The 20813-nt window shown below is 34.6% G+C and carries 24 protein-coding genes and 1 riboswitch; of the genes, 6 read left to right on the top strand and 18 right to left on the bottom strand.

Annotated features, from left to right (window positions below; all coding sequences use genetic code 11):
* Nucleotides 1–271: 271 nt before the first annotated feature.
* Nucleotides 272–1393: a retropepsin-like aspartic protease gene (locus RT228_RS15085; protein ID WP_006261364.1), complete on the bottom strand. Its 1122-nt coding sequence runs from the start codon at nucleotides 1391–1393 to the stop codon at nucleotides 272–274.
* A gap of 303 nt (nucleotides 1394–1696) precedes the next feature.
* Between RT228_RS15085 and rlmD the strand changes: the two genes are divergently transcribed.
* Together rlmD and RT228_RS15075 are read left to right on the top strand one after the other, a co-directional pair.
* Nucleotides 1697–3109: a 23S rRNA (uracil(1939)-C(5))-methyltransferase RlmD gene (gene rlmD / locus RT228_RS15080; protein ID WP_006260021.1), complete on the top strand. Its 1413-nt coding sequence runs from the start codon at nucleotides 1697–1699 to the stop codon at nucleotides 3107–3109.
* A 65-nt stretch (nucleotides 3110–3174) separates the two neighbouring features.
* Nucleotides 3175–3504 carry a DUF2185 domain-containing protein gene (locus tag RT228_RS15075; RefSeq protein ID WP_006261365.1) on the top strand — a complete coding sequence of 110 codons (330 nt, stop codon included), beginning with the start codon at nucleotides 3175–3177 and terminating at the stop codon, nucleotides 3502–3504.
* A gap of 290 nt (nucleotides 3505–3794) precedes the next feature.
* On the opposite strand, the gene RT228_RS15070 is transcribed toward RT228_RS15075, so the two are convergent.
* Genes RT228_RS15070 through RT228_RS15055 form a run of 4 tightly spaced genes read right to left on the bottom strand, consistent with a single transcriptional unit; the run spans nucleotide 3795 to nucleotide 8049 of the window.
* On the bottom strand, nucleotides 3795–4373 hold the full coding sequence (locus RT228_RS15070) for a lactate utilization protein C (protein ID WP_006261366.1): 579 nt from the start codon (nucleotides 4371–4373) through the stop codon (nucleotides 3795–3797).
* Nucleotides 4374–4380: 7 nt separating this feature from the next.
* Nucleotides 4381–5754, bottom strand: coding sequence for a lactate utilization protein B (locus RT228_RS15065; RefSeq protein WP_006265471.1), 1374 nt, complete (start codon nucleotides 5752–5754; stop codon nucleotides 4381–4383).
* Between the two features lie 2 nt (nucleotides 5755–5756).
* On the bottom strand, nucleotides 5757–6497 hold the full coding sequence (locus RT228_RS15060; RefSeq protein WP_006261368.1) for a (Fe-S)-binding protein: 741 nt from the start codon (nucleotides 6495–6497) through the stop codon (nucleotides 5757–5759).
* A 19-nt stretch (nucleotides 6498–6516) separates the two neighbouring features.
* On the bottom strand, nucleotides 6517–8049 hold the full coding sequence (locus RT228_RS15055) for an L-lactate permease (RefSeq protein ID WP_006261369.1): 1533 nt from the start codon (nucleotides 8047–8049) through the stop codon (nucleotides 6517–6519).
* Between the two features lie 253 nt (nucleotides 8050–8302).
* Here RT228_RS15055 and RT228_RS15050 point away from each other — a divergent pair, with 253 nt between their 5' ends.
* Nucleotides 8303–8821, top strand: a complete 519-nt coding sequence (locus RT228_RS15050; protein ID WP_006261370.1) for a DUF6452 family protein — start codon at nucleotides 8303–8305, stop codon at nucleotides 8819–8821.
* Nucleotides 8775–9647, top strand: a complete 873-nt coding sequence (locus RT228_RS15045) for a DUF6048 family protein (protein WP_006261371.1) — start codon at nucleotides 8775–8777, stop codon at nucleotides 9645–9647. The genes RT228_RS15050 and RT228_RS15045 overlap by 47 nt, the downstream gene beginning before the upstream one ends.
* 56 nt (nucleotides 9648–9703) lie before the next feature.
* On the opposite strand, the gene RT228_RS15040 is transcribed toward RT228_RS15045, so the two are convergent.
* Genes RT228_RS15040 through RT228_RS15030 form a run of 3 tightly spaced genes read right to left on the bottom strand, consistent with a single transcriptional unit; the run spans nucleotide 9704 to nucleotide 11540 of the window.
* A complete protein-coding gene (locus RT228_RS15040; RefSeq protein ID WP_006261372.1) occupies nucleotides 9704–10249 on the bottom strand; it encodes a putative glycolipid-binding domain-containing protein in 546 nt (181 codons plus the stop codon).
* 1 nt (nucleotide 10250) lies between these two features.
* The gene (locus RT228_RS15035; protein ID WP_006261373.1) at nucleotides 10251–11042 is read right to left on the bottom strand and encodes a class I SAM-dependent methyltransferase; all 792 of its coding nucleotides are present in this window, start codon (nucleotides 11040–11042) and stop codon (nucleotides 10251–10253) included.
* A 12-nt stretch (nucleotides 11043–11054) separates the two neighbouring features.
* Entirely contained in the window at nucleotides 11055–11540 is a 486-nt protein-coding gene (locus tag RT228_RS15030; protein WP_006260008.1) for a 3'-5' exonuclease, read from the bottom strand.
* 221 nt (nucleotides 11541–11761) lie between these two features.
* Here RT228_RS15030 and RT228_RS15025 point away from each other — a divergent pair, with 221 nt between their 5' ends.
* The gene (locus RT228_RS15025; RefSeq protein ID WP_313138755.1) at nucleotides 11762–12034 is read left to right on the top strand and encodes a hypothetical protein; all 273 of its coding nucleotides are present in this window, start codon (nucleotides 11762–11764) and stop codon (nucleotides 12032–12034) included.
* A gap of 6 nt (nucleotides 12035–12040) precedes the next feature.
* Here RT228_RS15025 and RT228_RS15020 read toward each other — a convergent pair whose 3' ends face one another.
* The 8 genes from RT228_RS15020 to RT228_RS14985 form a co-directional block, all read right to left on the bottom strand.
* Nucleotides 12041–12577 carry a GRAM domain-containing protein gene (locus RT228_RS15020; RefSeq protein ID WP_006261376.1) on the bottom strand — a complete coding sequence of 179 codons (537 nt, stop codon included), beginning with the start codon at nucleotides 12575–12577 and terminating at the stop codon, nucleotides 12041–12043.
* 29 nt (nucleotides 12578–12606) lie between these two features.
* A complete protein-coding gene (locus RT228_RS15015; RefSeq protein ID WP_259638070.1) occupies nucleotides 12607–13275 on the bottom strand; it encodes a hypothetical protein in 669 nt (222 codons plus the stop codon).
* 102 nt (nucleotides 13276–13377) lie between these two features.
* The gene (locus RT228_RS15010; protein ID WP_313138754.1) at nucleotides 13378–13665 is read right to left on the bottom strand and encodes a type II toxin-antitoxin system YafQ family toxin; all 288 of its coding nucleotides are present in this window, start codon (nucleotides 13663–13665) and stop codon (nucleotides 13378–13380) included.
* 11 nt (nucleotides 13666–13676) lie between these two features.
* Nucleotides 13677–13931, bottom strand: coding sequence for a toxin-antitoxin system HicB family antitoxin (locus RT228_RS15005; protein ID WP_313138753.1), 255 nt, complete (start codon nucleotides 13929–13931; stop codon nucleotides 13677–13679).
* 162 nt (nucleotides 13932–14093) lie between these two features.
* Nucleotides 14094–14798, bottom strand: a complete 705-nt coding sequence (locus RT228_RS15000; protein WP_313138752.1) for a hypothetical protein — start codon at nucleotides 14796–14798, stop codon at nucleotides 14094–14096.
* Between the two features lie 535 nt (nucleotides 14799–15333).
* Nucleotides 15334–16080 carry a 3-oxoacyl-[acyl-carrier-protein] reductase gene (fabG, locus tag RT228_RS14995; RefSeq protein WP_006260004.1) on the bottom strand — a complete coding sequence of 249 codons (747 nt, stop codon included), beginning with the start codon at nucleotides 16078–16080 and terminating at the stop codon, nucleotides 15334–15336.
* A gap of 68 nt (nucleotides 16081–16148) precedes the next feature.
* Nucleotides 16149–17450: a Na+/H+ antiporter NhaC family protein gene (locus RT228_RS14990; RefSeq protein WP_313138751.1), complete on the bottom strand. Its 1302-nt coding sequence runs from the start codon at nucleotides 17448–17450 to the stop codon at nucleotides 16149–16151.
* Between the two features lie 61 nt (nucleotides 17451–17511).
* Nucleotides 17512–17612, bottom strand: a riboswitch (SAM-I-IV-variant riboswitch).
* Between the two features lie 189 nt (nucleotides 17613–17801).
* Entirely contained in the window at nucleotides 17802–18764 is a 963-nt protein-coding gene (locus tag RT228_RS14985) for a nitronate monooxygenase family protein (protein ID WP_313138750.1), read from the bottom strand.
* Nucleotides 18765–19123: 359 nt separating this feature from the next.
* Here RT228_RS14985 and RT228_RS14980 point away from each other — a divergent pair, with 359 nt between their 5' ends.
* The gene (locus RT228_RS14980) at nucleotides 19124–19621 is read left to right on the top strand and encodes a hypothetical protein (RefSeq protein ID WP_006263740.1); all 498 of its coding nucleotides are present in this window, start codon (nucleotides 19124–19126) and stop codon (nucleotides 19619–19621) included.
* Nucleotides 19622–19686: 65 nt separating this feature from the next.
* Here the strand turns inward: RT228_RS14980 and RT228_RS14975 are convergent, their stop codons facing one another.
* Both RT228_RS14975 and RT228_RS14970 read right to left on the bottom strand, forming a co-directional pair.
* Nucleotides 19687–20295, bottom strand: coding sequence for a hypothetical protein (locus RT228_RS14975; RefSeq protein ID WP_313138749.1), 609 nt, complete (start codon nucleotides 20293–20295; stop codon nucleotides 19687–19689).
* Nucleotides 20285–20773 carry an RNA polymerase sigma factor gene (locus RT228_RS14970; protein WP_313138748.1) on the bottom strand — a complete coding sequence of 163 codons (489 nt, stop codon included), beginning with the start codon at nucleotides 20771–20773 and terminating at the stop codon, nucleotides 20285–20287. The genes RT228_RS14975 and RT228_RS14970 overlap by 11 nt, the downstream gene beginning before the upstream one ends.
* Nucleotides 20774–20813 lie beyond the last annotated feature (40 nt).

Below are 20813 nucleotides of genomic sequence, written 5' to 3'. Positions count from 1 at the left end.
CATAGCACAAAGATATTATTTTACACTTTCCTCCCCAACTTTTAACGTTGATCCATTACTTGCACTTTCCTTGGAGTTTCCTAGCCTAGAAAGGTGTTTTCTCGAAGGAATGTGCTAGAACACCCCTAGCATTCCTCTAGCATCTTATTTATACACTCCATAATTAAATAGGAGACACCCATTACACTTTCTATATTCTCTAATCTATAGGCATAAAAAAAGCGATAATAGAGACACAACCTATTATCGCTTTTGTTTATACTATAATTACCTATAAAGTAATCTTCTTACCTTCTCTCATTACTTCTAACTTCGGTTGCCCTTTGTGCTGTTGAAGATACTTTCTATAGTGACATAACTTCTCCATAGGAATACCATCTATCGATAGCACTACGTCTCCTAATCGCACTACATTCTCACGCTCATGAATAGCAGCCACCATATATTGCCCATCTATATAAGCAATACCGTATCCTATCTTCTCTAAATTAGAGACTACATTACTTTCCTTTACCTTTTTAAGATAAACTAGATTTAAAGAAGGTAAATAATACAAATGAAACTGTTTTATAAACTCCACTCCCATCTGATAGGTATTGTCATTCATATTAAATGTAACCTCTTCATTATTTAAGGCTATTTTTCCCAATTTAATCTTAGCTTCTTGCGTGATCAGTGTACGATTCACTATTTCATTCATACCGAAGGCTCCTATACTCCCTACACTGATGTACGAATTAAACTTTAAGGTTCTCAAGTAAGCGATCACACCTCTATCTGCTGTCATAGTTAGGTATCCATTATCTCCTGTATCCAATAAGAACAGTCTTTTCACACTACCACCCATTTCTACTGGAACCATAATTCTACTTTTTTGCTCCGTAGGATAAGCATCAACAGGAATAAAATCATTAGTCAATATAGTATTCACTAGCTCTGGTGACAAATCATGTAATACAATTTCCTTTTTAATAGGATCTATTTCTAATATTTTATCCTTATAGATAACATTCCCTAGGATACCATCGATTTTATAACAACTAAAGATAGGATCATTAACCATCGGAAAGCTTTCAAAGTCAGTAAATGGCAAATGGTAAAAAGTATGATTTCCTACCTTTAGACTATCTACATATATGGTCTGAACTGCTTGTACAACATTATTAACATCGACTGCTGCTACATGTTCTCCATGATAGAATTCTGAAAGCAAACTGCTTCTAATAGACAATCCATCCCACCCTGTGTCAAATAAGAACTTCATCGGCTTATCATTAACCTTTAAATCTACGAGCATCCAACCAGACTCATCGTCATAAGGCAAACGAATAGTCTGTGCATAGCCCACTATAGACACTAAAAAGAAGAATAAAATCAGTTTTAAAGCTTTCATATAATATAAATTGATTAATACCCTAAGTTAGATATTTTATCAATTCCTTTTCGATAATTATGATTAATGCGTATGCTTTTTAACAAACAAAGCTAACTAGATACAAATACAACTCACAAAAGTTTCCTATTCCTTAAGATGTCTATTGACCTAATTAAACTAATGACTACAATACCCTAATTTCGCCAACACACACATCTTCCTTTTATTCAAACACTTACACAACCAATATATCTTATATAAACTCATTATGAATAAGCATCAACTATACTTATCAAATGAAATTAAACTTATTTTTGCGGCATGAGTAGAAAAAGAACAGAAAGAATCGTATTCGAAAACGTAGAAGTCCTTGATGCAGGTGCAAAAGGCGTTTCGGTAGCTAAAGCTCCAGATGGGAAAGTAATCTTTATTCCTAACGTAGTTCCGGGAGATGTGGTAGATGTGCAGACTTTCAAAAAACGCAAAGCGTATTATGAAGGGAAAGCTGTGAAATTCCACAAATTTTCTGAACATAGAATAGAGCCAGTATGTGAACACTTCGGAGCTTGTGGTGGATGTAAATGGCAAAACATGAACTATGCACAACAGTTATTCTATAAAAATCAGGAGGTTTTTAATAACTTAAAGCGCATAGGTAAAATTGAATTACCTGAGTTCGAACCTATCTTAGGGTCTGAAGAAACATTGTTCTACAGAAACAAGATGGAGTTCTCTTTCTCTAATGCTCGCTGGTTAACACCAGAAGAAGTAGCAAGTGGAGAAGAAATGGGTAAAGAAAATGCATTAGGATTCCACATCCCTAAAATGTGGGACAAGATCTTAGACATCAAAAAATGTCACTTACAACAAGATCCTTCTAATGAAATCAGAAATGAAATCAGAAGATTCGCTAATGAGCATAATTTAGCTTTCTTTAACCCACGTGAGCAAGAAGGTTTATTGCGTACATTGATGATCAGAACTGCTTCTACAGGTGAAGTAATGGTGATGATTCAATTCTTCTATGACAACAAAGAAGAGCGCGAGTTATTATTAGACTTCTTAGCAGAGCGCTTCCCTATGATTACATCATTACAGTATGTAGTCAATGGTAAAGCGAATGATACTATCTATGATCAAGATGTAGTGCTTTATAAAGGACGTGATTATATCTTAGAAGAAATGGAAGGACTTAAATTTAGCATTAATGCTAAGTCATTCTACCAAACTAATTCTGAGCAAGCATACGAACTATACAAAATCACAAGAGACTATGCAGGTCTTACAGGTAACGAATTAGTATATGACTTATACACAGGTACAGGTACTATCGCTCAGTTCGTTTCTAAAAAGGCAGGTAAAGTAGTCGGTGTTGAAGCTGTACCAGAAGCAATAGAAGATGCTAAACTGAATGCTGAACGCAATAATATTACGAACTGTGACTTCTTTGTAGGAGATATGAAGAATGTATTTAACGATGAGTTCATAGCGACACATGGACATCCAGACGTTATCATTACTGATCCTCCTCGTGATGGAATGCATAAAGATGTAGTAGAAATGCTATTAAAAGTAGGTGCAAAACGCATCGTATACGTAAGCTGTAACTCTGCTACACAAGCACGTGACTTAGCTCTTATGGATCACAAATATAAAGTGATCAAAGTACGTCCTGTGGATATGTTCCCTCAGACGCATCACGTAGAAAACGTAGTTCTATTAGAACTGAGATAACAAATAATAAACTAACAACAAAAGGCAATCATCTTGGTTGCCTTTTATCTTATAAAACGATAACGATGAACCAAGATAATAATATTCCTGCCGAAGCTTTAAAGAATCTTGTAGGAGATATCGGCTTCTGTCTAGTGTCTGCTAAAATCATGATCGAAGGCGAGAAAGTAGACTATATGTACCGAGAAGAACCAAACTCTGATACTGATAGTGGATGGAGATTCTTAAGCAATACAGAAGATGAAGCATACTTAGATAATCCTGAGAATACAGATATCTATAGTGTGAATGCTGTAGCTCATAATGACAAAGCTATTATCCCTTATCTAAACGCGCCTGTAGGAAGTGAACTAGGTCGTGTAGAAGGAACAGATGAGTTCGAAGTGTTAGATTAATTTCTATACAATATGTATACAGAAATAGCTATCTCCATGAGGTAGTTATTTTTTATTTACTACTAATCGAAAACTAACTTACCCCAAAACACACAATAGAGGTATAAACAAAAAGGTTTATACAAGCTAAAGATGAGTTACTGATACAGCTACTATAACATAATTATAGAACAAATGAAAGAACGAAGCAGTAGAATTGCTTTGTAACGTTTAGCTAGCTAATACATATTTCGGATTAAAATCCTTTTATAAACGATAAGAGAGAGGCTAGCCTCTCTCTTATCGTTTATCTATTTTAGAATCACAGTCAGACCTTTTGGCCCATGTGCTCCTACTACTAAAGCTTGTTCAATATCTGCAGTCTTAGAAGGTCCTGATATATACACTCCAAAACCTTTCTCACTAGGTGTAATCAGTTTATATCCTTCATGCATATTATTCACTAATTTAGAACGATCTAAGACAATAACTAAATACTGTGTGATGAAGTATAGAGCTTTGTGCTTAAGTTGCTGTGGAAGCCATATACACCCATTCTCACATACCCCAAAGGCTCCTTCTACAATAGCTAAATCCACATTATTTAAATCATTAGGGCTTTCTACACTATCAGGATCTAAAGTTGTCAAGTGAATACCTTTTACCACTGAAGCAATTTCTTTTGCCTCTGGATAAAGAGCGCGAATCACTTCATTGATATCTTCACCCTCTTTTAAGATTATAGCATCACCTCCAACTGCTTTAGACACTTCTATGAATTGAGTTAATTTATCGTCAAACTCAATTGCAGACAGATTCATTTGCGGTTTGTCAAAGACCTGTTTTGTATTGCGTCTTATATTATTTAATATTTGATCTCTACTACTCATAACTCCCCTATTGTTTCTTTACTTTTCCTTTTTTCCACATTTCTGTAAACGACTCTTTTGCAAAATTCGGTAGGTTACGCCCGTCTTCCCATTCTTTTAACCCAAAAGTCAGAGAACGCGGTGCATATTTTGCCAATGAACTAAACTTCAAACTCGTTCTAAACAAAGCAGGATGAGTAAATAAAAATTGCATTCCTGTTGATATTAGTTTTTTAGATGAATTAGCCTTGCCTAAAGAATCTAAATCTTGACGCCATTTATAGATTTGATCAGCTAAGTCTATTTTCACTGGACATACATTATTACAAGAATAACATAGAGAACAAGCAGATAGATTCTCACTGTGTTTAACAGGATCCTTAAGCATTCCTAAGTTAATTCCTATTGGCCCAGGGATAAAGTAAGTATAAGAATATCCTCCACTACGTCTGTACACAGGGCAAGTATTCATACATGCTCCACAGCGAATACAATTAAGAGATTTGATATGTTCTTCATTGCTCAATATTTCACTTCTTCCATTATCGACTAAGATGATGTGAAACTCCCCTCCTTCGATTGGTTTTCTAAAATGAGAAGTATACGTAGTAGTTGGTTGTCCTGTTGCAGAGCGGGCTAATAATCTAGTAAACACACTTAAACTCTCATAATCTGGTATTAGTTTCTCTAACCCCATAGAGGCAATGTGTAGTTTAGACAATGAAGTTCCCATATCGGCATTTCCTTCATTGGTACAAACAACAATCTCTCCTGTGGCTGCTATACCGAAGTTCACTCCTGTAATTGCTGCATCAGCAGTAAGAAAATCATTGCGCAAAGAAGCTCTTGCTGCCCGAGTAAGATAAGTTGGATCACTATTGCCTTTCTCTGTATTTAGTTTTTCGGCAAATAAATCTCCTACTTCTTCTCTCTTCATGTGGATAGCAGGAAGTACGATATGTGAAGGCGCAGTCCCATTTAACTGTAAGATACGCTCTCCTAAATCACTTTCTACAACATCAATACCCTTGGTCTCTAAGTAATGATTAAGATCACATTCTTCTGTCAGCATAGACTTGCTTTTTACTACTTTTTTTGCATTGTGCTTATTTAAGATCTCTGCCATGATAGCATTGTGCTCTTCTGCATCTTTAGCCCAGTGTACTATCACTCCATTAGCTATAGCATTTGCTTCAAACTGCTCAAGGTACATCGCTAGATTACTAACGCTATGTAGTTTTATCTTCTCACCCATTGCTCTAAGGTCTTCCCACTCAGGAAGCGTCTTAGACATTCTATCTCTTTTCTCTCTTACAAACCACAGTGCATTATCATGCCAAGTAGCTTTCTCTTTATTCTGCTGAAACGCGTCAGCATTCTGTGCATGTTTTGTACTACTCATAATTATAAACCTGAAGCTAGAATTTCTACAACATGAATCATCTTGATAGGCATCTTATTCTTATCTATGATCCCTCCCATATGCATTAGACATGAACTATCTGGTCCTGTTATATACTCTGCACCAGTAGCCACATGACAACTCACCTTATCATTCCCCATTCGGATAGAAATAGCTGGTTCTTCTATAGAAAACATCCCTCCAAAGCCACAACACTCATCTACTCGAGTAGGCTCTACTACTTCTACACCTTCTACAAGACTAAGCAAGGCTTTTACCTTAGAATAAGGTTTTATATTTAATTCACTAGCTGCTCCTAGCTTTAATTCTCTTAATCCATGGCAACTGTTGTGAAGGCTTACTTTATGAGGAAACTTACCTGGCAATTTGTCAATCTTCAGGATATCGTGTAAGAATTCACAGATATCATACACCTTACCACTTACTTTACTCGTACAGCCTTCCTTCTCCATTAATCTCGGGTAAGTATCTTTTACAAACCCAACACAACTACCCGAAGGAGCAACTATATAGTCAAACTCTTCAAATAAATTATTAAACTGCTTCGCTAAAGGCAAAGCTTTATTCTCGAAACCTGCGTTAGCCATAGGTTGACCGCAACAAGTCTGATCTACGGGGTAATCTACTTCTACCCCAAAATGTGTCAATATTTTATAACTTGCTAATGCCGCCTCAGGATAAACTGCGTTCACATAGCAAGGAATAAACAACCCAACTCTCATATATCTATCTATTTAATTCTTAACTTCCAATATATACTATCAAGCCTGCTATTAAAATATATAACAATGCAAAACCGACAGCTTTTTTAAGGATAATACCTTCTTTACCTTGTTCTCCACAAGCTGTTGTAGCTACAGCAATACTCTGTGGAGAAATAATCTTTCCTCCTGTAGCACCTGTTGTATTCGCTGCTGCCAACCAACCTTTATCTGCTCCAATCTTATCTGCAACTGTAGCTTGTAACTTCCCGAATAAAATATTAGAGGATGTATCACTACCTGTTAAGAATGTTCCTAAGGCTCCTATCGCTGGAGCAAAGAAAGGATAGAACGTCCCTGTAGTCGTCGCTAAGGCTAATCCTAGAACTGTAATCATACCTGAGAAGTCCATTAACGTAGACAAAGCGATTAAGCAACATACTGTAATAACCGTCTTTTTTAATTGTACTGCAGTTTTACCTAATAAAGCAAACAAACCACTTAGAGAAACTCCTTGAATCAATCCTCCTACTAATGAGCTTATAAAAATTAACACGCCTGTATCTGTCAACCAATATATTGCCACACTGCGAATACCTCCTGCGATAGAAAAGGAAAAATTCGTTTGGAATATTTCCAAATTAGATTTCATCATCGTTGCAAAAGGAAACAGAGGACTAGTCAATAAAACGAGTAATAAGATCAGTCCATATACACTCCATGCCTGAAAGATACTTAGAAGGCTAAAGCTCTGCTTCTCTATTTTATCTTCTTTCTTTGCCGTGATTTTTCCAAATAGGATAATAGTAATCACTGAGGCAATACTTCCTAAAATAGCAGGAGTCTCTGCTCCTATATATACCGCTGCATAATACTGAACAGCTAAGGTAACACCTCCTACCAGAAGACTTAAAATAATGTTCTTTGGGATAGCTTTTACAGATTTATCTGCTAATGTTACAATTAAAAAAGGAACTAAAAACATCAATACTGCTAACTGCCAAACTACATGAGCACTAATCGTAGTAATCTGCTCTACCATCTCTACTTCTCTAGCCAAAACAATAACCGGAATACCAACTGCTCCAAAGGCTGTAGGCACACTATTAGCAATCAAACTAACAACGGCTGAGAACATGGGCTTAAAACCTAAACTAATCAAAATAGCTGCAGGAATAGCTACTGCTGTACCAAAACCTGCCATTCCTTCTAACAGTCCCCCAAATCCCCAAGTCAGTAGTAATACTTGAATAGATTTATCTGTTGAAATAGCCGAGAACTGTTGTTTAATAATCTCTATTTTCTGAGACTCTACTTGTACATTATAACTATAAATAGCCATTAAGATAATAATCAAGATAGGAAAAATAGCTTTCACTATCCCATATACTACTGATAAAGAAGTATCTATCAAAGAGAGATTAAAACCAAATAACGCTATTAATGCTGTAACAACTAAAGTAATACTGGCACTTTTCTCACCTGGTAACTTTAAAAAACCTAATAATACAATTAACAATATAACAGGGGTAACTGCTAATATTACCTGCAAACCTGAAACAGTTTCTAACATTTTACTTAATCTTTACTTATCTTAGAACTTTAAATATAAGGCGTCATTTACAATTACTATGTTAATTACAGTCATAAAAATACAACAAACGCCACTATTTAGAATCTTTAAAGCAAAAACGAATCATTTTCTCCACATTTATTCTAAAACATTTATACTCTAAAAGTATAGAAGTTCACTTCGAACTTTTTTAAAGAGTTCTGAATTAGTTTTAGTATTTTTGACAACTTATATACAGAGATAAAAAATCTATATGAAAAAACTAATATTGGCAGCAGTATTTCTAAGCTTAGGAAGTTTTATTTTTAGCGCTTGTGAGAAAGATGATATTTGTGGTGCGGATGAGCCTACTACGCCTAACTTTCTAATTGAATTCTACAATTTTGAGGATCAAGGAATCGCTAAGAATGACTTAGTTGAAGCTTTTGTTGCGGGTAGAGAAAAAGATGTTATCAAAAGCAAAGCAAACAAATTACTAATACCGCTTCGCTTAGATAATCAAGAATCTGAATGGATACTTAAATCAATAAGAAGAACTCAGAATCAGACAGACACACTTTATGATACATTGACTTTTAAATATAAAATCAATACCAAGTATCTTAATAAAGCCTGTGGATATGTATCTACATTCTCCTTAAATCAAGATGGTACTTTTCCTATGTTAAACGGAGAATCTCAACAAACGAGTGGTAACTGGATTAAATATTATACAACTGAAACAAATGAAATTCAAGATAGCAAACAAGCACACTTCAAGATTTATTATTAATTGTGGTTTACTACTATTAGCTTTCTCTTCATTTGCACAAGAGAATAATCCTACAGAACTAAAGACTCCTGCTCCACTTACTGATGCTGCAGAAGAATCACCTCATTACTACCCACAGAGATATGGACTGCGTGTAGGGGTTGATTTATTTAGAATCACGCGTTCATTCTATGACAATACTTATCAAGGTTTTGAAGTAGTTGGGGATTATCGTCTTACTAAAAATTGGTATGCAGCAGCAGAGATAGGTCATGATAAAATGGATAGAGACGAAAGTAGTTATGGCTTTACAACCAATGGTAACTACATTCGCATAGGAGGTAACTATAACCTATACGAAAACTGGCTAGATAGAGAAGATATGATCTACGTAGGTTTTAGATATGGTTTTGCGACCTTCTCTCAAACTCTTAATTGGTACCAATCTTATACTACAGATCCATATTTCCCTAAAGAAAGAATAGAAGTAGATCGAAAACAAAGTGGACTTAGTGCACACTGGGTAGAATTTGTAGCAGGTATTAAAACAAGAGTATTTAGCAATGTCTTTATGGGATTCACCATGAGACTAAATGGGCTAGTGTCTCAGACGCAACCTGATGATTTTGAAAACCTATATATTCCTGGCTATAACAAAAAACACAGTGGTAATATAGGAGTAGGATTTAATTATACCATCTCTTACTTATTCCCACTATACAAATCTAAGAAAGATAAGTTTGTTGTCCCTACTGAAGAAGAAACTAAGTTTGACTTAGAAGGAAACGCAATAGAACAAGCTGAGGATTTAAAAATGATTGAAAACAATAAAAAGAAAAAGAAGTAATCTTCTTCTGAACAATATATAAAAAAGCCCCGATCTCTATCGGGGCTTTGTATTTTTTATAGTCTATTGAATAACTTCGGATAATTAGTCACTAAGCCATCTGCACCTACTTCTATCGTAGACTCGAAATCACTCCACAAGTTTTTATAGTGATAAGTGGTTTCAGATAGTCTCTCATAACGCTGTACTACTCTAGTAAAACGCTCTTCTATAGGATTAATATACAACACTGCTATTTCCTTAGACTCTCCTATCGCTAAGTTAAGTCTATTAATAGGCAATGCATTAGTAAAAGGTGTCACAGAAATATCTATATCTAAACAATCGTGTAACTCTGGATGCTCTTGTTCATCTATAATCCACTGATTATTTAGTTTATACCCATGTATAGTATAGTGCTTATGCCCCACTTTACAAGTAATATCAAAGAATCTAGTCTCCCATCTCTGATCTACTACTACTTGATATTCGGCACCATACACCTGATTATTCTTATTCCCTACTAACTCACCTTTACTGTGAATGGTTTCTCCTTTATCAATCAGGACACATTTTTCAATCGATAAATTATCGACACCTGTCCAGACTATATTTTTCTCCATACTATTGAAGTTTAATTGCTACTGTACCTATAAAAGTTGGTAAATAATGATCTACTACAAAGCGAGGATGTGGCTGAAATGCCTCTTCATATTCTTTAATTAAAAAACCTGCTTGTAGCTGTCCTCCTATCAAATCTTGAAGACTATGTCCAAAGACGAAAGCCTCCTCTTTATTTCTTTTTTCTTCTACCTGATCTGGAGTCATATCTGTCAAGTCTGCATAAGGAATCTTATACATAGGCTTCACAACTCCTTCTGCTGCATACTTAGGATCTCTATCGTGTATAAATATCACTGGATTATAGAAACTACTGATTAGTCTTCCTCCCTTGTCTAATACGCGATAACACTCTCTCCAGATCTTCGTTACATCACTTACATAGTGATTAGAGATGGGATGAACAATAATGTCAAAACTATTATCCGCGAACATCTCTAGATTCGTCATATCTCCTTCTACAGTTGTCAAATCTAAATTATCTCTAAGTGCTACTTGTTTATCCTTATTAAGTTGCTCTGTAGATAAATCTAACACAGTTACCTTACCTCCTATAGCAGCTAAAATAGGTGCTTGCTGTCCTCCAGCAGATGCTAGACATAATACGCGCTTCCCTTTTACCTCTCCTAACCACTTCTTATCTATTGGAGTTGGCAACACATATAATTCCCATTCACCTTCCTTAGCTTTTGTTACTGTCTCTGCACTTACAGGCATAGACCATTGCTGATTAGCTAACGCCTGTTTATCCCAAGACTTCTTATTGTGTTCTAAATACTCTTTACTCTTCGTCATAATTTGCTATTATTAAATTAGACCTCCTTGCTTTAAATATTGATCAAACAATATTCCGCATACTTTAGCATCACTAAGAGCATCGTGGTGATTTAATGCAAGATTATACTTCTCAGCCAAAGAAGCTAATCCTTTTTTATACAATCTATAAGTACAATGCTTCTCGTATTCAGGCACAGCCAAGTTATAATACTCTAATGTCTTCTCTAAGACTGGGAAGTCAAAGCCAAAGCCATTATGTGCTACTACATTCTGAAATTGTATAAAGGGTAATATCTTATGCCAAACTTCTTCGAATGTAGGCGCATACTGTGTATCTTCTGGTGTGATACCGTGTACGTCAATAAATTTACTCCAATAAACATTCTGAGGAGGTTGTACAAGAATGTTTAAGGAATCTACTATAATTCCGTTCTCAAATACAACTAAGCCAACTTGGCAAATACTATTGCGCTGAGGCTGAGCTGTCTCAAAATCTATAGCTGTAAATTTATTCATCGAAGTATTGTAATCATAATAGCTAAGGTAGTCTTTTTTGATGATAATCTATTAGCCTACTTACAAAAAACATCACTTTGCTAAGTTTTTTAGCTAATCTTTTAGATTTAATCTATTAAATTATATTTCAAATACAGGCATAAAAAAACGACTATAATGTATATAGTCGTTCTCTATCAAAATATTTATTGTATCTTACTCTTATTAAATCACTTACTACGATGAATAAGCACTTTATTACCTATGCAATTATATTTAGTATCATTGGTCTAAGTATTTTTTCTATTTACAAAAAGACTCAAAATCAAGCATTTATTAATCAGTTTATTTCCACACATAGTGCGTCTATAAAAGAGATTAATTATTTTGACTTAGGACTATACACCTCTCTTAAACTAAGAGATCATCATGGCAACCAAGTAGACTTCTCTTCTTGTTTTGCTGATTTTGAAAAGCTTACGCATGCAGCAACAGCACATTTACTTAAAGATTAACTCGTGCTACTTTATCTTTTTCTGAATAACCTCTAACCACGTTTTTCTATCATTGACCACAAACACACACCGGTCTGTAGCCGTCTGTACCTCTATTCCATTGTTAAGCAACCACATCACTCTACAGGGTTTAATAGATTTAATATCTTCAAAAGGAATGCGGACAGTACTCTTCTGTATATTAAACTTATGAGAATGGAATACTAAAGTATCTTCAGTCATACCTAATTTACCCCCTAAGGCTTCTTTCCCTAAGAACATATTAGCTACTCCATATACTTCTAGCTCTTCTCCTTCTGCTAATGGTATTTGCAGCTTTAGTTCCACTCTTTTGGTCAAGGTCTTAATCGCGTAATACATCAATACAGAAAGTACAATACTATATACCAACCCTTTTAAAAGATAGTTTTCCCAACTTTTAATAGCTCCATCGAATAACCAATCGAAAAGAAGCATAATCAACACATATACTGTAAAGAAAAAAACTAGTATTGTTATCTTATCACTATTACTTATACCTATTGTATCATTTCCTATTTTCATAACATTTATTTCTATATTATTTAAACCATCTAATATCTATAGTAAATATACAATATAAACAAGATTTGTATCCCTACTAAGGCATAAAACATCCATAGTCCAGGAAGTAACGCTAAAGGATTAAAACGAAGTGTTGTCAATTGTTGTAACAAGGTAGAAGGCCCATTACCTAATTTAGCATTTGAAAGGACGTAGTTTGTCGTTTTTCGTTGTACCATACCCGCTACATGATTATCTTCATTAAGTGCTATTAACTCTCTCTGTATCGCTTCTTTATCAGGTTGGCTTCCAAACAGTGTAGGCTTTTTCTGATGTAGATATTCCATCAACTGAGCCACGTAATTGGTAATAAATACACTTCCTTGCTTCTCCCATAATAAAGAGATTGCCTTCTGAATAGCATATTTATTAGCTACATAGAAATAGGCGATAATCATCACGACTTGTAGAAGAAAGATAATAATCACAGAATAGTTTATATCGCTAAAAAAGGCTGTGAAGTTATCCCAAAAGCCTCGTGCCTCACTTCCTTTTCTCAACTGATAAATCTTACTCATCGAATAGAAAAAAATCCAAAGAGACAAAAATACACCTACCACCATCATGCCTAGCCATCGAATCAAACATATCAACACGATTCTAAATGACTTAAGGCCTTGTTTTCCTACTGCTACTCCTTTATCTAATACCTTCTTCATTTTTTTATTTAAAAGTACTGAGTATTCCCTAAAAGACAAAAAATAATTCGTGTTGAAACTAAAAAGGCTACCTGATTACACAGATAGCCTTTATATATAATGTTATTTGAATAACTCGGCATGAGAACCTATCCGAACTAATATAATTTCTTTATTTAGTTCATCTTGTTGCCAAATTAAGAGTAAATCAGGTAATATATGACATTCCCAGTGATCTTTATAATTACCTATCAGAAGGTGAGGTCTAATCTTCTTTGGTACTAAAGAAACACCTCCTTCTAAAAGGTATTTAAATACCGTTGTCGTTTTTTCAAGTGCTTTAGCATTGTTTTGAATCTTCTTAAAGTCTTTTTTAAACTTACTGGAATATGTCAATTGATAAGCACTCATTACTAACTAAATTAATCTCCCATTAAATCATTTAACAAATCATGAGTATTGTCAAAACGTTTTGATGACATTTTTTCTTTCTGTGCATGCTCTATAGCTTGAATCGTTTCTTCATTAAGTTCGTGAAAATGTATAGCTTCAGCTAATGTTTTCTCTATAAAGTTATTAATGCTTCTATTTTCTTTTTTAGCTAACATTTCAATATAATTGTATAAATCATTATCAAGGCGTAAAGAAGTTGCTTTTTTAAAATTCAATGTATTCATACTACTATCAGTTTATATACAAAAGTAATCATTAATACTTTATAAACAGCAGTATTTTAACACATTAACCATTCCTCCTAAAAAAACAACAGACCTCCTCTAACCTATACTCCTAACTAAAAAGGCTACCTGATTACGCAGATAGCCTTTATATTGTTTATTTTATTTAAACGTCTCTATACTAAAAGAAGCTTGTGGCGAATCTATTGATGACATATTCTGTACGTTATTGCGTTGTACATAGTTATTCACTTCACTAGCATTGACTACTCTATCTTGATTAATAGAGACCTTGTCATCCTTACTGTTTAGCTTAATCCATGCATAGTTATTCACTAAGTAATACCCTCCATCTACCTCAAAAAACACATGGTTGTTATTTGCTCTTAACTTTGCAATCTTATTATTCAAGATACTTCTAGCCTTTACTTTATCATTAAAATAACTCTCTACAACAGCAGTAGTCACCTCACCTTTATGAAGGTATAATTCAGAGAAACTCCCTCCTTTAGATGATTTTCGCTTTTGTAAAGCAAAGTACATAACAGGGTTTTTCTCATTGTCCTCTCCCCAATTATCATTTTGCCTAAAAGTAGAATACTCTTCTTTCTTTAAATTCAACGAAAATTTAAACCCTTCTTTACTAGTAGAATGGACAGTGACTTCATAATATCCCTCGTCATTTGTAGTTGCTAATGTTTTTTTATTTTCATTTGTAATCTTGACATTAGCCAGAGGTAATAAAGTCTCACTATCGACTACTAATCCGACAATTTTTCTAGTTTTAGGCTCTGTATTATTAGCCATACTTAGACTACAGTTGGTCAAAATAAGTAGAGTAATTAGAATGTTCTTGAATACTTTCATATCATTTTATTTAGTTGGTTGTTACGTTACAAGTATTAGAATGTTGCTGCACCCTTTGTATAGTTTTGTATACTTCGATCTACCTTAGCCTGCTATACATTTATATAAAATATCTTGTAGTTTAGCCTAATTCATATAGATCAGATTATATCTAAACACTCTAATACTAATTACATACCAAATAACCTATTATCCATAAACACCAATACAACAACCATTTACAAAAAAAGTTATCTTACCTATGTTCATTATCGGACAGTTATTTTATGAAAACGAACAGTCACTCTCCCTTTATGCAGTCATATAAATACTTAGCGTATAATTTATTTGGTATAATAAATAAGTAATTGAGACGTCAATCCATATTCACTCCGTTATTTTATACCATTTAACGGACTCACTACGGACTCACTACGGACTCATATCGGACACATTCAAAAGCAATCTCCTAAAACACTACTATAAAACTCTTCACAAAGTAAAAAAGGCTACCTGATTACTCAGATAGCCTTTATATATGGTTATGTGTTCACTCTTAAGTAAGCATTCCACCATCTACATTAATCACTTGACCAGTGATATAAGCAGACATATCAGAACCTAAGAATACACAAGTATTTGCGATATCTTCTGGAGTACCTCCACGCTTTAATGGAATAGCATCTCTCCATCCTTTTACAACATCTTCAGGAAGTTTACCAGTCATCTCTGTTTCGATAAATCCAGGAGCAACAACGTTACAACGGATATTACGAGAACCTAACTCTAATGCGATAGATTTAGAGAATCCAATAACTCCAGCTTTAGAAGCAGCATAGTTCGCTTGTCCAGCGTTTCCTTTTACTCCTACTACAGAACTCATATTGATAATAGACCCTTTTCTGTTTTTAAGCATTGTGCGTTGAACAGCTTTCGTCATATTAAATACAGACTTCAAGTTCACTTCAATTACAGCATCAAAATCTGCTTCAGACATTCTCATTAATAAGTTATCTTTAGTAATACCAGCGTTATTAACTAAAATATCAATGTTTCCGAATTCTTTTAAAATCTCTTCTACCAATTGTTCTGCTGCTGTATATTCAGCTGCATTTGATTGATATCCTTTTGCCTTAACACCTAAAGCTGTTAATTCTTGCTCTAATTCTACAGCTGCTTGAGCAGAAGAACTATATGTGAATGCAACACTTGCTCCTTGTTGAGCATATGCTAAAGCTACTCCTCTACCGATTCCTCTTGTAGCACCAGTGATAATAGCGATTTTACCTTCTAATAATTTCATGTGTAAATCCAATTTTTGTATTTGAACCGAGGACAAATATAAACAATTTGTATTTTCTCACGCCCCTTTTATGCTGTTTGTGTACTTTTTCTCAAAAAAATCATATAAGTTAACGTGATAATCAACAGAGCAACAAAGTAATACGAATATTTCATCAAATCTAGATAATCTATCTGTCCATTAGTAAAACTTAGTAAGATCAGTATCTGTGCTCCATAAGGTAAGATTCCTTGAATAATACAAGCGAAAATATCTAATATAGAAGCAACACGTGGTCTGTCTAATTCATACTCTGTAGCAATATCTCTAGCCAGATTACCTGCTACCAAGATAGAAACTGTATTATTAGCTAAGCACACTCCTATCGATGACACTAATCCTGCAATACCGAACTCAGCCCCTTTAGGAGATTTCATCAGCTTCTTCATTTGTTTTAGCAGCCATTGAATCCCCCCCTGATCTTCTACCATCTTCGCTAAACCTCCTGTCAACATAGACAATAAGAATATCTCATTCATAGAAACAAAGCCTTCATACGTCAAATTAGCAAAACCTAATACATCAAAATCTGCTTGAATAAGCCCAATAATTCCCGCTACCAAAATACTGATAAATAAAGCTACGAATACTTGTACCCCTACTAAGGCTAGTACGATAATTAATATATAAGGGATAATTACCCAGAAATTACTTGTATCACCTAGTTCTAAAGCTACATCTGTCGCCCCTCCGCTCATAAAGAATAAACCTACTATCGTAATTAAAGCCGCAGGTAATGCTAATTTAAAGTTGGCTCTAAACTTATCTTTCATTTCACACCCCACCGTTTGAGTAGCTGTAATCGTTGTATCTGATATAATAGAAAGGTTATCCCCAAACATCGCTCCTCCTAATAGTGTTCCGCATAGTAACCCCATAGACGAACCTGACTTCTCAGCCAACCCAACTACAATAGGCCCTAAAGCTACAATAGTTCCAACTGAGGTACCAATCGCTAAAGATAAAAAACAAGCAATCACAAAGATTCCGATAGCTAGATACTCTATTGGTACCACACTAAGTCCCATATTGACCATCGTGTCTACTCCTCCTATTGCTTTAGTCACTGCCGCAAAGGCTCCTGCTAATAAATAGATGATACACATCGTGATAATCTTACTATCTCCACATCCATGGATAAGAGAGATAACCTTCTCTTGCATCTGTGTTTTATAAAATAGTAAAAATGCAGATATCACTCCGACAGATATTGCTATAGGAGATGGCATTTTATAAAAATCACCTAATAGTATACCTGAGCCTAAAAAGATGGCAATAAAAATAAAAAAAGGAATAAAAGTGTAAAACTTGTTATCTGACATAGCTTTCATTTAATAATAATGTTATTACAAATAATTTGCCAGATTGGTAGAAATAAAACTTACTAAGGAAGTAAACAACATTTTTTCCATTTCTGGCTTATCGATTGCAGCACCTTGCTTGTTGTTGCAGGTTGCTATTCTACTTATTAAGTAGAATTCTTGATAATTGAGGGACAAAGATAATCGTTTTTAGCTAAAAAGCAATATCTGTATTTATTATAATTTGCATTCTATGAACTCTTTATAAAGTCTTAGTCCTAAAAAGCCTGCTTATTACAACTTCTTTATCGACATAAAGGCGTAAAAAAACAGCTCCTTTTGGGAGCTGTTCTTATTATATATCCATTAAATGATTGATTCTTAAAACTTAATATTCTTCTGAATATCAGCATTCTTATTCAGTGCACTTTTATATTCTGCTTTTAACTGACTAACAAGGTCTTTAACGCTAAGTACTTTATCAATACCTGCTGTACCATGCCCAGCAGACCAAATATCTTTCCATGCCTTCGCATGCTCTCCTGTTAATTTTGAGAAGTCCTCTTCTTTCTTTTCAGACAAATCTATTCCAGCCTTTTCTATACTAGGTTTTAAAAAGTTAGCATTCACACCAGAGACCCCATCTGTATACATAATATCATCTATTCCAGAGTCAACGATCATTTGTTTATATTCGTCTACTGCTAAACATTCATTAGTTGCTATAAAACGAGTTCCCATATAGGCCATATCAGCTCCCATAGTCTGCGCTGCTAATACATCACTTCCTGTATCTATACTACCTGCTAATAATACAGCTCCTTTAAAGAAGCTCTTTACCTCCGCTAATAAGGCAAAAGGACTCGCAGTACCCGCATGACCTCCCGCTCCTGCTGCTACACAGATTAATCCATCTACCCCCGCTTCTGCTGCTTTCTCAGCGTGTCTTTTCTTCACGATATCATGGAAGACTAACCCACCATAACTATGTACTGCATCTACTAGATCCTTCACTGCTCCTAATGAGGTAATCACTAAAGGTACTTTATACTTAACACACAATTGTAAATCAGGCATCACTCTTGGGTTGGTCTTATTCACGATTAAGTTTACCCCAAATGGAGCAGGCTTAATACCTGTCTCTTTCTCAAAGGCTGCTAATTCTGTTGTTACCTCAACTAACATCTTCTCAAAATCCTCTGAACTTCTTCCATTCAAAGCAGGGAATGTACCTACAATTCCATTTTTACAACACTCGATTACTAGTCTTGTTCCAGAAACGATAAACATCGGGGATACTACAATCGGTAATGTTAGGCAATTTTTAAATTCTTGTATAGTCATATAATAATATATTTAGTTAGATAATAGACACTATAAAGTACTAACGTAAGATAAGTCAAATAATTGATTGTAGAAAAGTAATTTTGCTCTCTCTCCGTAGAATAATATCAATTGTAAGACTTATCATATTTTTTTTAATATTTTACAAATTAGGGCTTAATCCTCTCATAATTCTACTACAATCTGTTAAGTCTACATTTTTTTATTTCTTTTTTAAAAACAACTAACTTATTCTTATTAAACATTTAAGCCTTCTGAGTAGCCGTATTTAATGCCATAACAAGGCACTCCTGCTTATTTAGTTTGAATTCACACACATTTTGTACTACTTTTGAAATGCAAAAAAACAAAACATTACAATGAAAAAATTATTGCTTTCAGCTGCTCTTGTTGTAGCGGTAGCTTTTACTGCTCAAGCACAAAAAGGACCAAAAAACGCATTAGGTTTGCGTTTTGGAGGAAACCACGGTTTAGGTACAGAAATCTCTTACCAAAGAGACTTATCTAAAAACAACCGTTTAGAATTAGATCTTGGTTGGAGAAACAACAACGACTTTGATGCCGTAAAACTTACAGGTATTTATCAATGGGTTTGGAATATTGAAGGAAACTTCGATTGGTATGCTGGTGTAGGAGCTGCAGTAGGTACATGGAACTCTAGCTACTACGAAGGAAAAAGAAAACACTCTGATAGTGGAGCATTCGGGCTAATCACAGGTACTGTAGGGGTAGAATACACTTTCCCTGAGTTTCCAATACAAGTAGCCTTAGACTTACGTCCAGAGATCTACTTAAATGACAGTTACCGCGATGGTATCTATGCAGATTTCGGTATTGCAGTACGTTACAAATTCTAATTACTTTTTTTGCACCTGAAAACGATTTAAAATACAAAGCCACCCATGAGGTGGCTTTACTTTTTTTATTGAATAGCTTGGAGAGCTTTAATCATTTGCTCTAGCTTCACTATCTTTTTTGAATTCATCTTTTTATTCCAATACATATTCACTCCAGCCCAAATCCCTAATACAGCATAATATCCTACTAATACAATAGAATACCCTACCGATATTGCAGTATCTACCATGTCTATAAATGGATAAGAGTATATAGCTATCCCAACTATAAAAAGCAAAATATATACATTCATCCATACTTTAGACAATTGTAATTGTTGTTTCTTTTCTTTTGTCAACAATACAATATAATCACTTGTAGTCTGTGTTAATATAGAGCTTGGTATTAAACCATTTAAGCGATAATAACTCGTCATAAACATTGTCATTGCTAAAACACAAATTATACTCCCTAATACTACCCAAATAGATCCATAGAACACTGTTCCTTTTAATAGTACATTAATCCCGATAATCCATCCTATAGAAAACACACCTATTATAGCTAGAGCCCAATTCATCTTTACTTTCTTTAAACGATAGGTGTCTATAGACTGATAAACTTCCCTAATATCGCTGTGTTCTACTCTCGGAATAGCCCAAAGCTGTTCTAAATTTACTTGATTACTTTCCATAGTTATTGAGTTTTTGATATAGTTCTTCTTTAATACGATGTACTCTAGTACGCACATTAGCATGTGTAAGTCCTGTCACATCAGCAATCTGTTTTTGATCCACCCCCTCTAGAGTCAGCGAAATAATAATCCTGTTAATTTCTGTGAGTTCACTAATCGCTTGATAGAGTTTTTGAGTATTGGTTTCTTTATACTCCTCCTCTACACTTTTGCTCTGCCTTATCTTGCTTTCATTAGGCATAACTTTTTTACTCCGCTCTATTTGTCTTAAACAGATATTTACAGTGATCCGGTATATCCATGTACCATAGCCTGAATCAGCTCTAAACTTGGGCAACTGATTCCACACATTAACGAATGTCTCTTGTGCTATATCTTTAGCCCAATCTACATCGTTAACATACCCTAGAGCCAATCGATAAATTCGTTGCCAATATTGTTCATAGAGCGACTCAAATGTTTCTTTATACTTACTCATGTGTTTTGATTGGTTTTGTAATTTAGATACACTGTATGGG

Origin of the sequence: Myroides sp. (genome assembly GCF_032073645.1) — a bacterium.
In the GTDB taxonomy this organism is placed as follows: Bacteria; Bacteroidota; Bacteroidia; order Flavobacteriales; family Flavobacteriaceae; genus Flavobacterium; species Flavobacterium odoratimimum.
Note: the sequence above shows the minus strand (reverse complement) of the source record. Positions and strands in the feature narration are given on the sequence as shown.

Coding starts and splice junctions, on each gene's coding strand:
- RT228_RS15085 (WP_006261364.1), bottom strand. CDS start 1,393: ATGAAAGCTTTAAAACTGATTTTATTCTTCTTTTTAGTGTCTATAGTG.
- rlmD (WP_006260021.1), top strand. CDS start 1,697: ATGAGTAGAAAAAGAACAGAAAGAATCGTATTCGAAAACGTAGAAGTC.
- RT228_RS15075 (WP_006261365.1), top strand. CDS start 3,175: ATGAACCAAGATAATAATATTCCTGCCGAAGCTTTAAAGAATCTTGTA.
- RT228_RS15070 (WP_006261366.1), bottom strand. CDS start 4,373: ATGAGTAGTAGAGATCAAATATTAAATAATATAAGACGCAATACAAAA.
- RT228_RS15065 (WP_006265471.1), bottom strand. CDS start 5,754: ATGAGTAGTACAAAACATGCACAGAATGCTGACGCGTTTCAGCAGAAT.
- RT228_RS15060 (WP_006261368.1), bottom strand. CDS start 6,497: ATGAGAGTTGGGTTGTTTATTCCTTGCTATGTGAACGCAGTTTATCCT.
- RT228_RS15055 (WP_006261369.1), bottom strand. CDS start 8,049: ATGTTAGAAACTGTTTCAGGTTTGCAGGTAATATTAGCAGTTACCCCT.
- RT228_RS15050 (WP_006261370.1), top strand. CDS start 8,303: ATGAAAAAACTAATATTGGCAGCAGTATTTCTAAGCTTAGGAAGTTTT.
- RT228_RS15045 (WP_006261371.1), top strand. CDS start 8,775: ATGAAATTCAAGATAGCAAACAAGCACACTTCAAGATTTATTATTAAT.
- RT228_RS15040 (WP_006261372.1), bottom strand. CDS start 10,249: ATGGAGAAAAATATAGTCTGGACAGGTGTCGATAATTTATCGATTGAA.
- RT228_RS15035 (WP_006261373.1), bottom strand. CDS start 11,042: ATGACGAAGAGTAAAGAGTATTTAGAACACAATAAGAAGTCTTGGGAT.
- RT228_RS15030 (WP_006260008.1), bottom strand. CDS start 11,540: ATGAATAAATTTACAGCTATAGATTTTGAGACAGCTCAGCCTCAGCGC.
- RT228_RS15025 (WP_313138755.1), top strand. CDS start 11,762: ATGAATAAGCACTTTATTACCTATGCAATTATATTTAGTATCATTGGT.
- RT228_RS15020 (WP_006261376.1), bottom strand. CDS start 12,577: ATGAAAATAGGAAATGATACAATAGGTATAAGTAATAGTGATAAGATA.
- RT228_RS15015 (WP_259638070.1), bottom strand. CDS start 13,275: ATGAAGAAGGTATTAGATAAAGGAGTAGCAGTAGGAAAACAAGGCCTT.
- RT228_RS15010 (WP_313138754.1), bottom strand. CDS start 13,665: ATGAGTGCTTATCAATTGACATATTCCAGTAAGTTTAAAAAAGACTTT.
- RT228_RS15005 (WP_313138753.1), bottom strand. CDS start 13,931: ATGAATACATTGAATTTTAAAAAAGCAACTTCTTTACGCCTTGATAAT.
- RT228_RS15000 (WP_313138752.1), bottom strand. CDS start 14,798: ATGAAAGTATTCAAGAACATTCTAATTACTCTACTTATTTTGACCAAC.
- fabG (WP_006260004.1), bottom strand. CDS start 16,080: ATGAAATTATTAGAAGGTAAAATCGCTATTATCACTGGTGCTACAAGA.
- RT228_RS14990 (WP_313138751.1), bottom strand. CDS start 17,450: ATGAAAGCTATGTCAGATAACAAGTTTTACACTTTTATTCCTTTTTTT.
- RT228_RS14985 (WP_313138750.1), bottom strand. CDS start 18,764: ATGACTATACAAGAATTTAAAAATTGCCTAACATTACCGATTGTAGTA.
- RT228_RS14980 (WP_006263740.1), top strand. CDS start 19,124: ATGAAAAAATTATTGCTTTCAGCTGCTCTTGTTGTAGCGGTAGCTTTT.
- RT228_RS14975 (WP_313138749.1), bottom strand. CDS start 20,295: ATGGAAAGTAATCAAGTAAATTTAGAACAGCTTTGGGCTATTCCGAGA.
- RT228_RS14970 (WP_313138748.1), bottom strand. CDS start 20,773: ATGAGTAAGTATAAAGAAACATTTGAGTCGCTCTATGAACAATATTGG.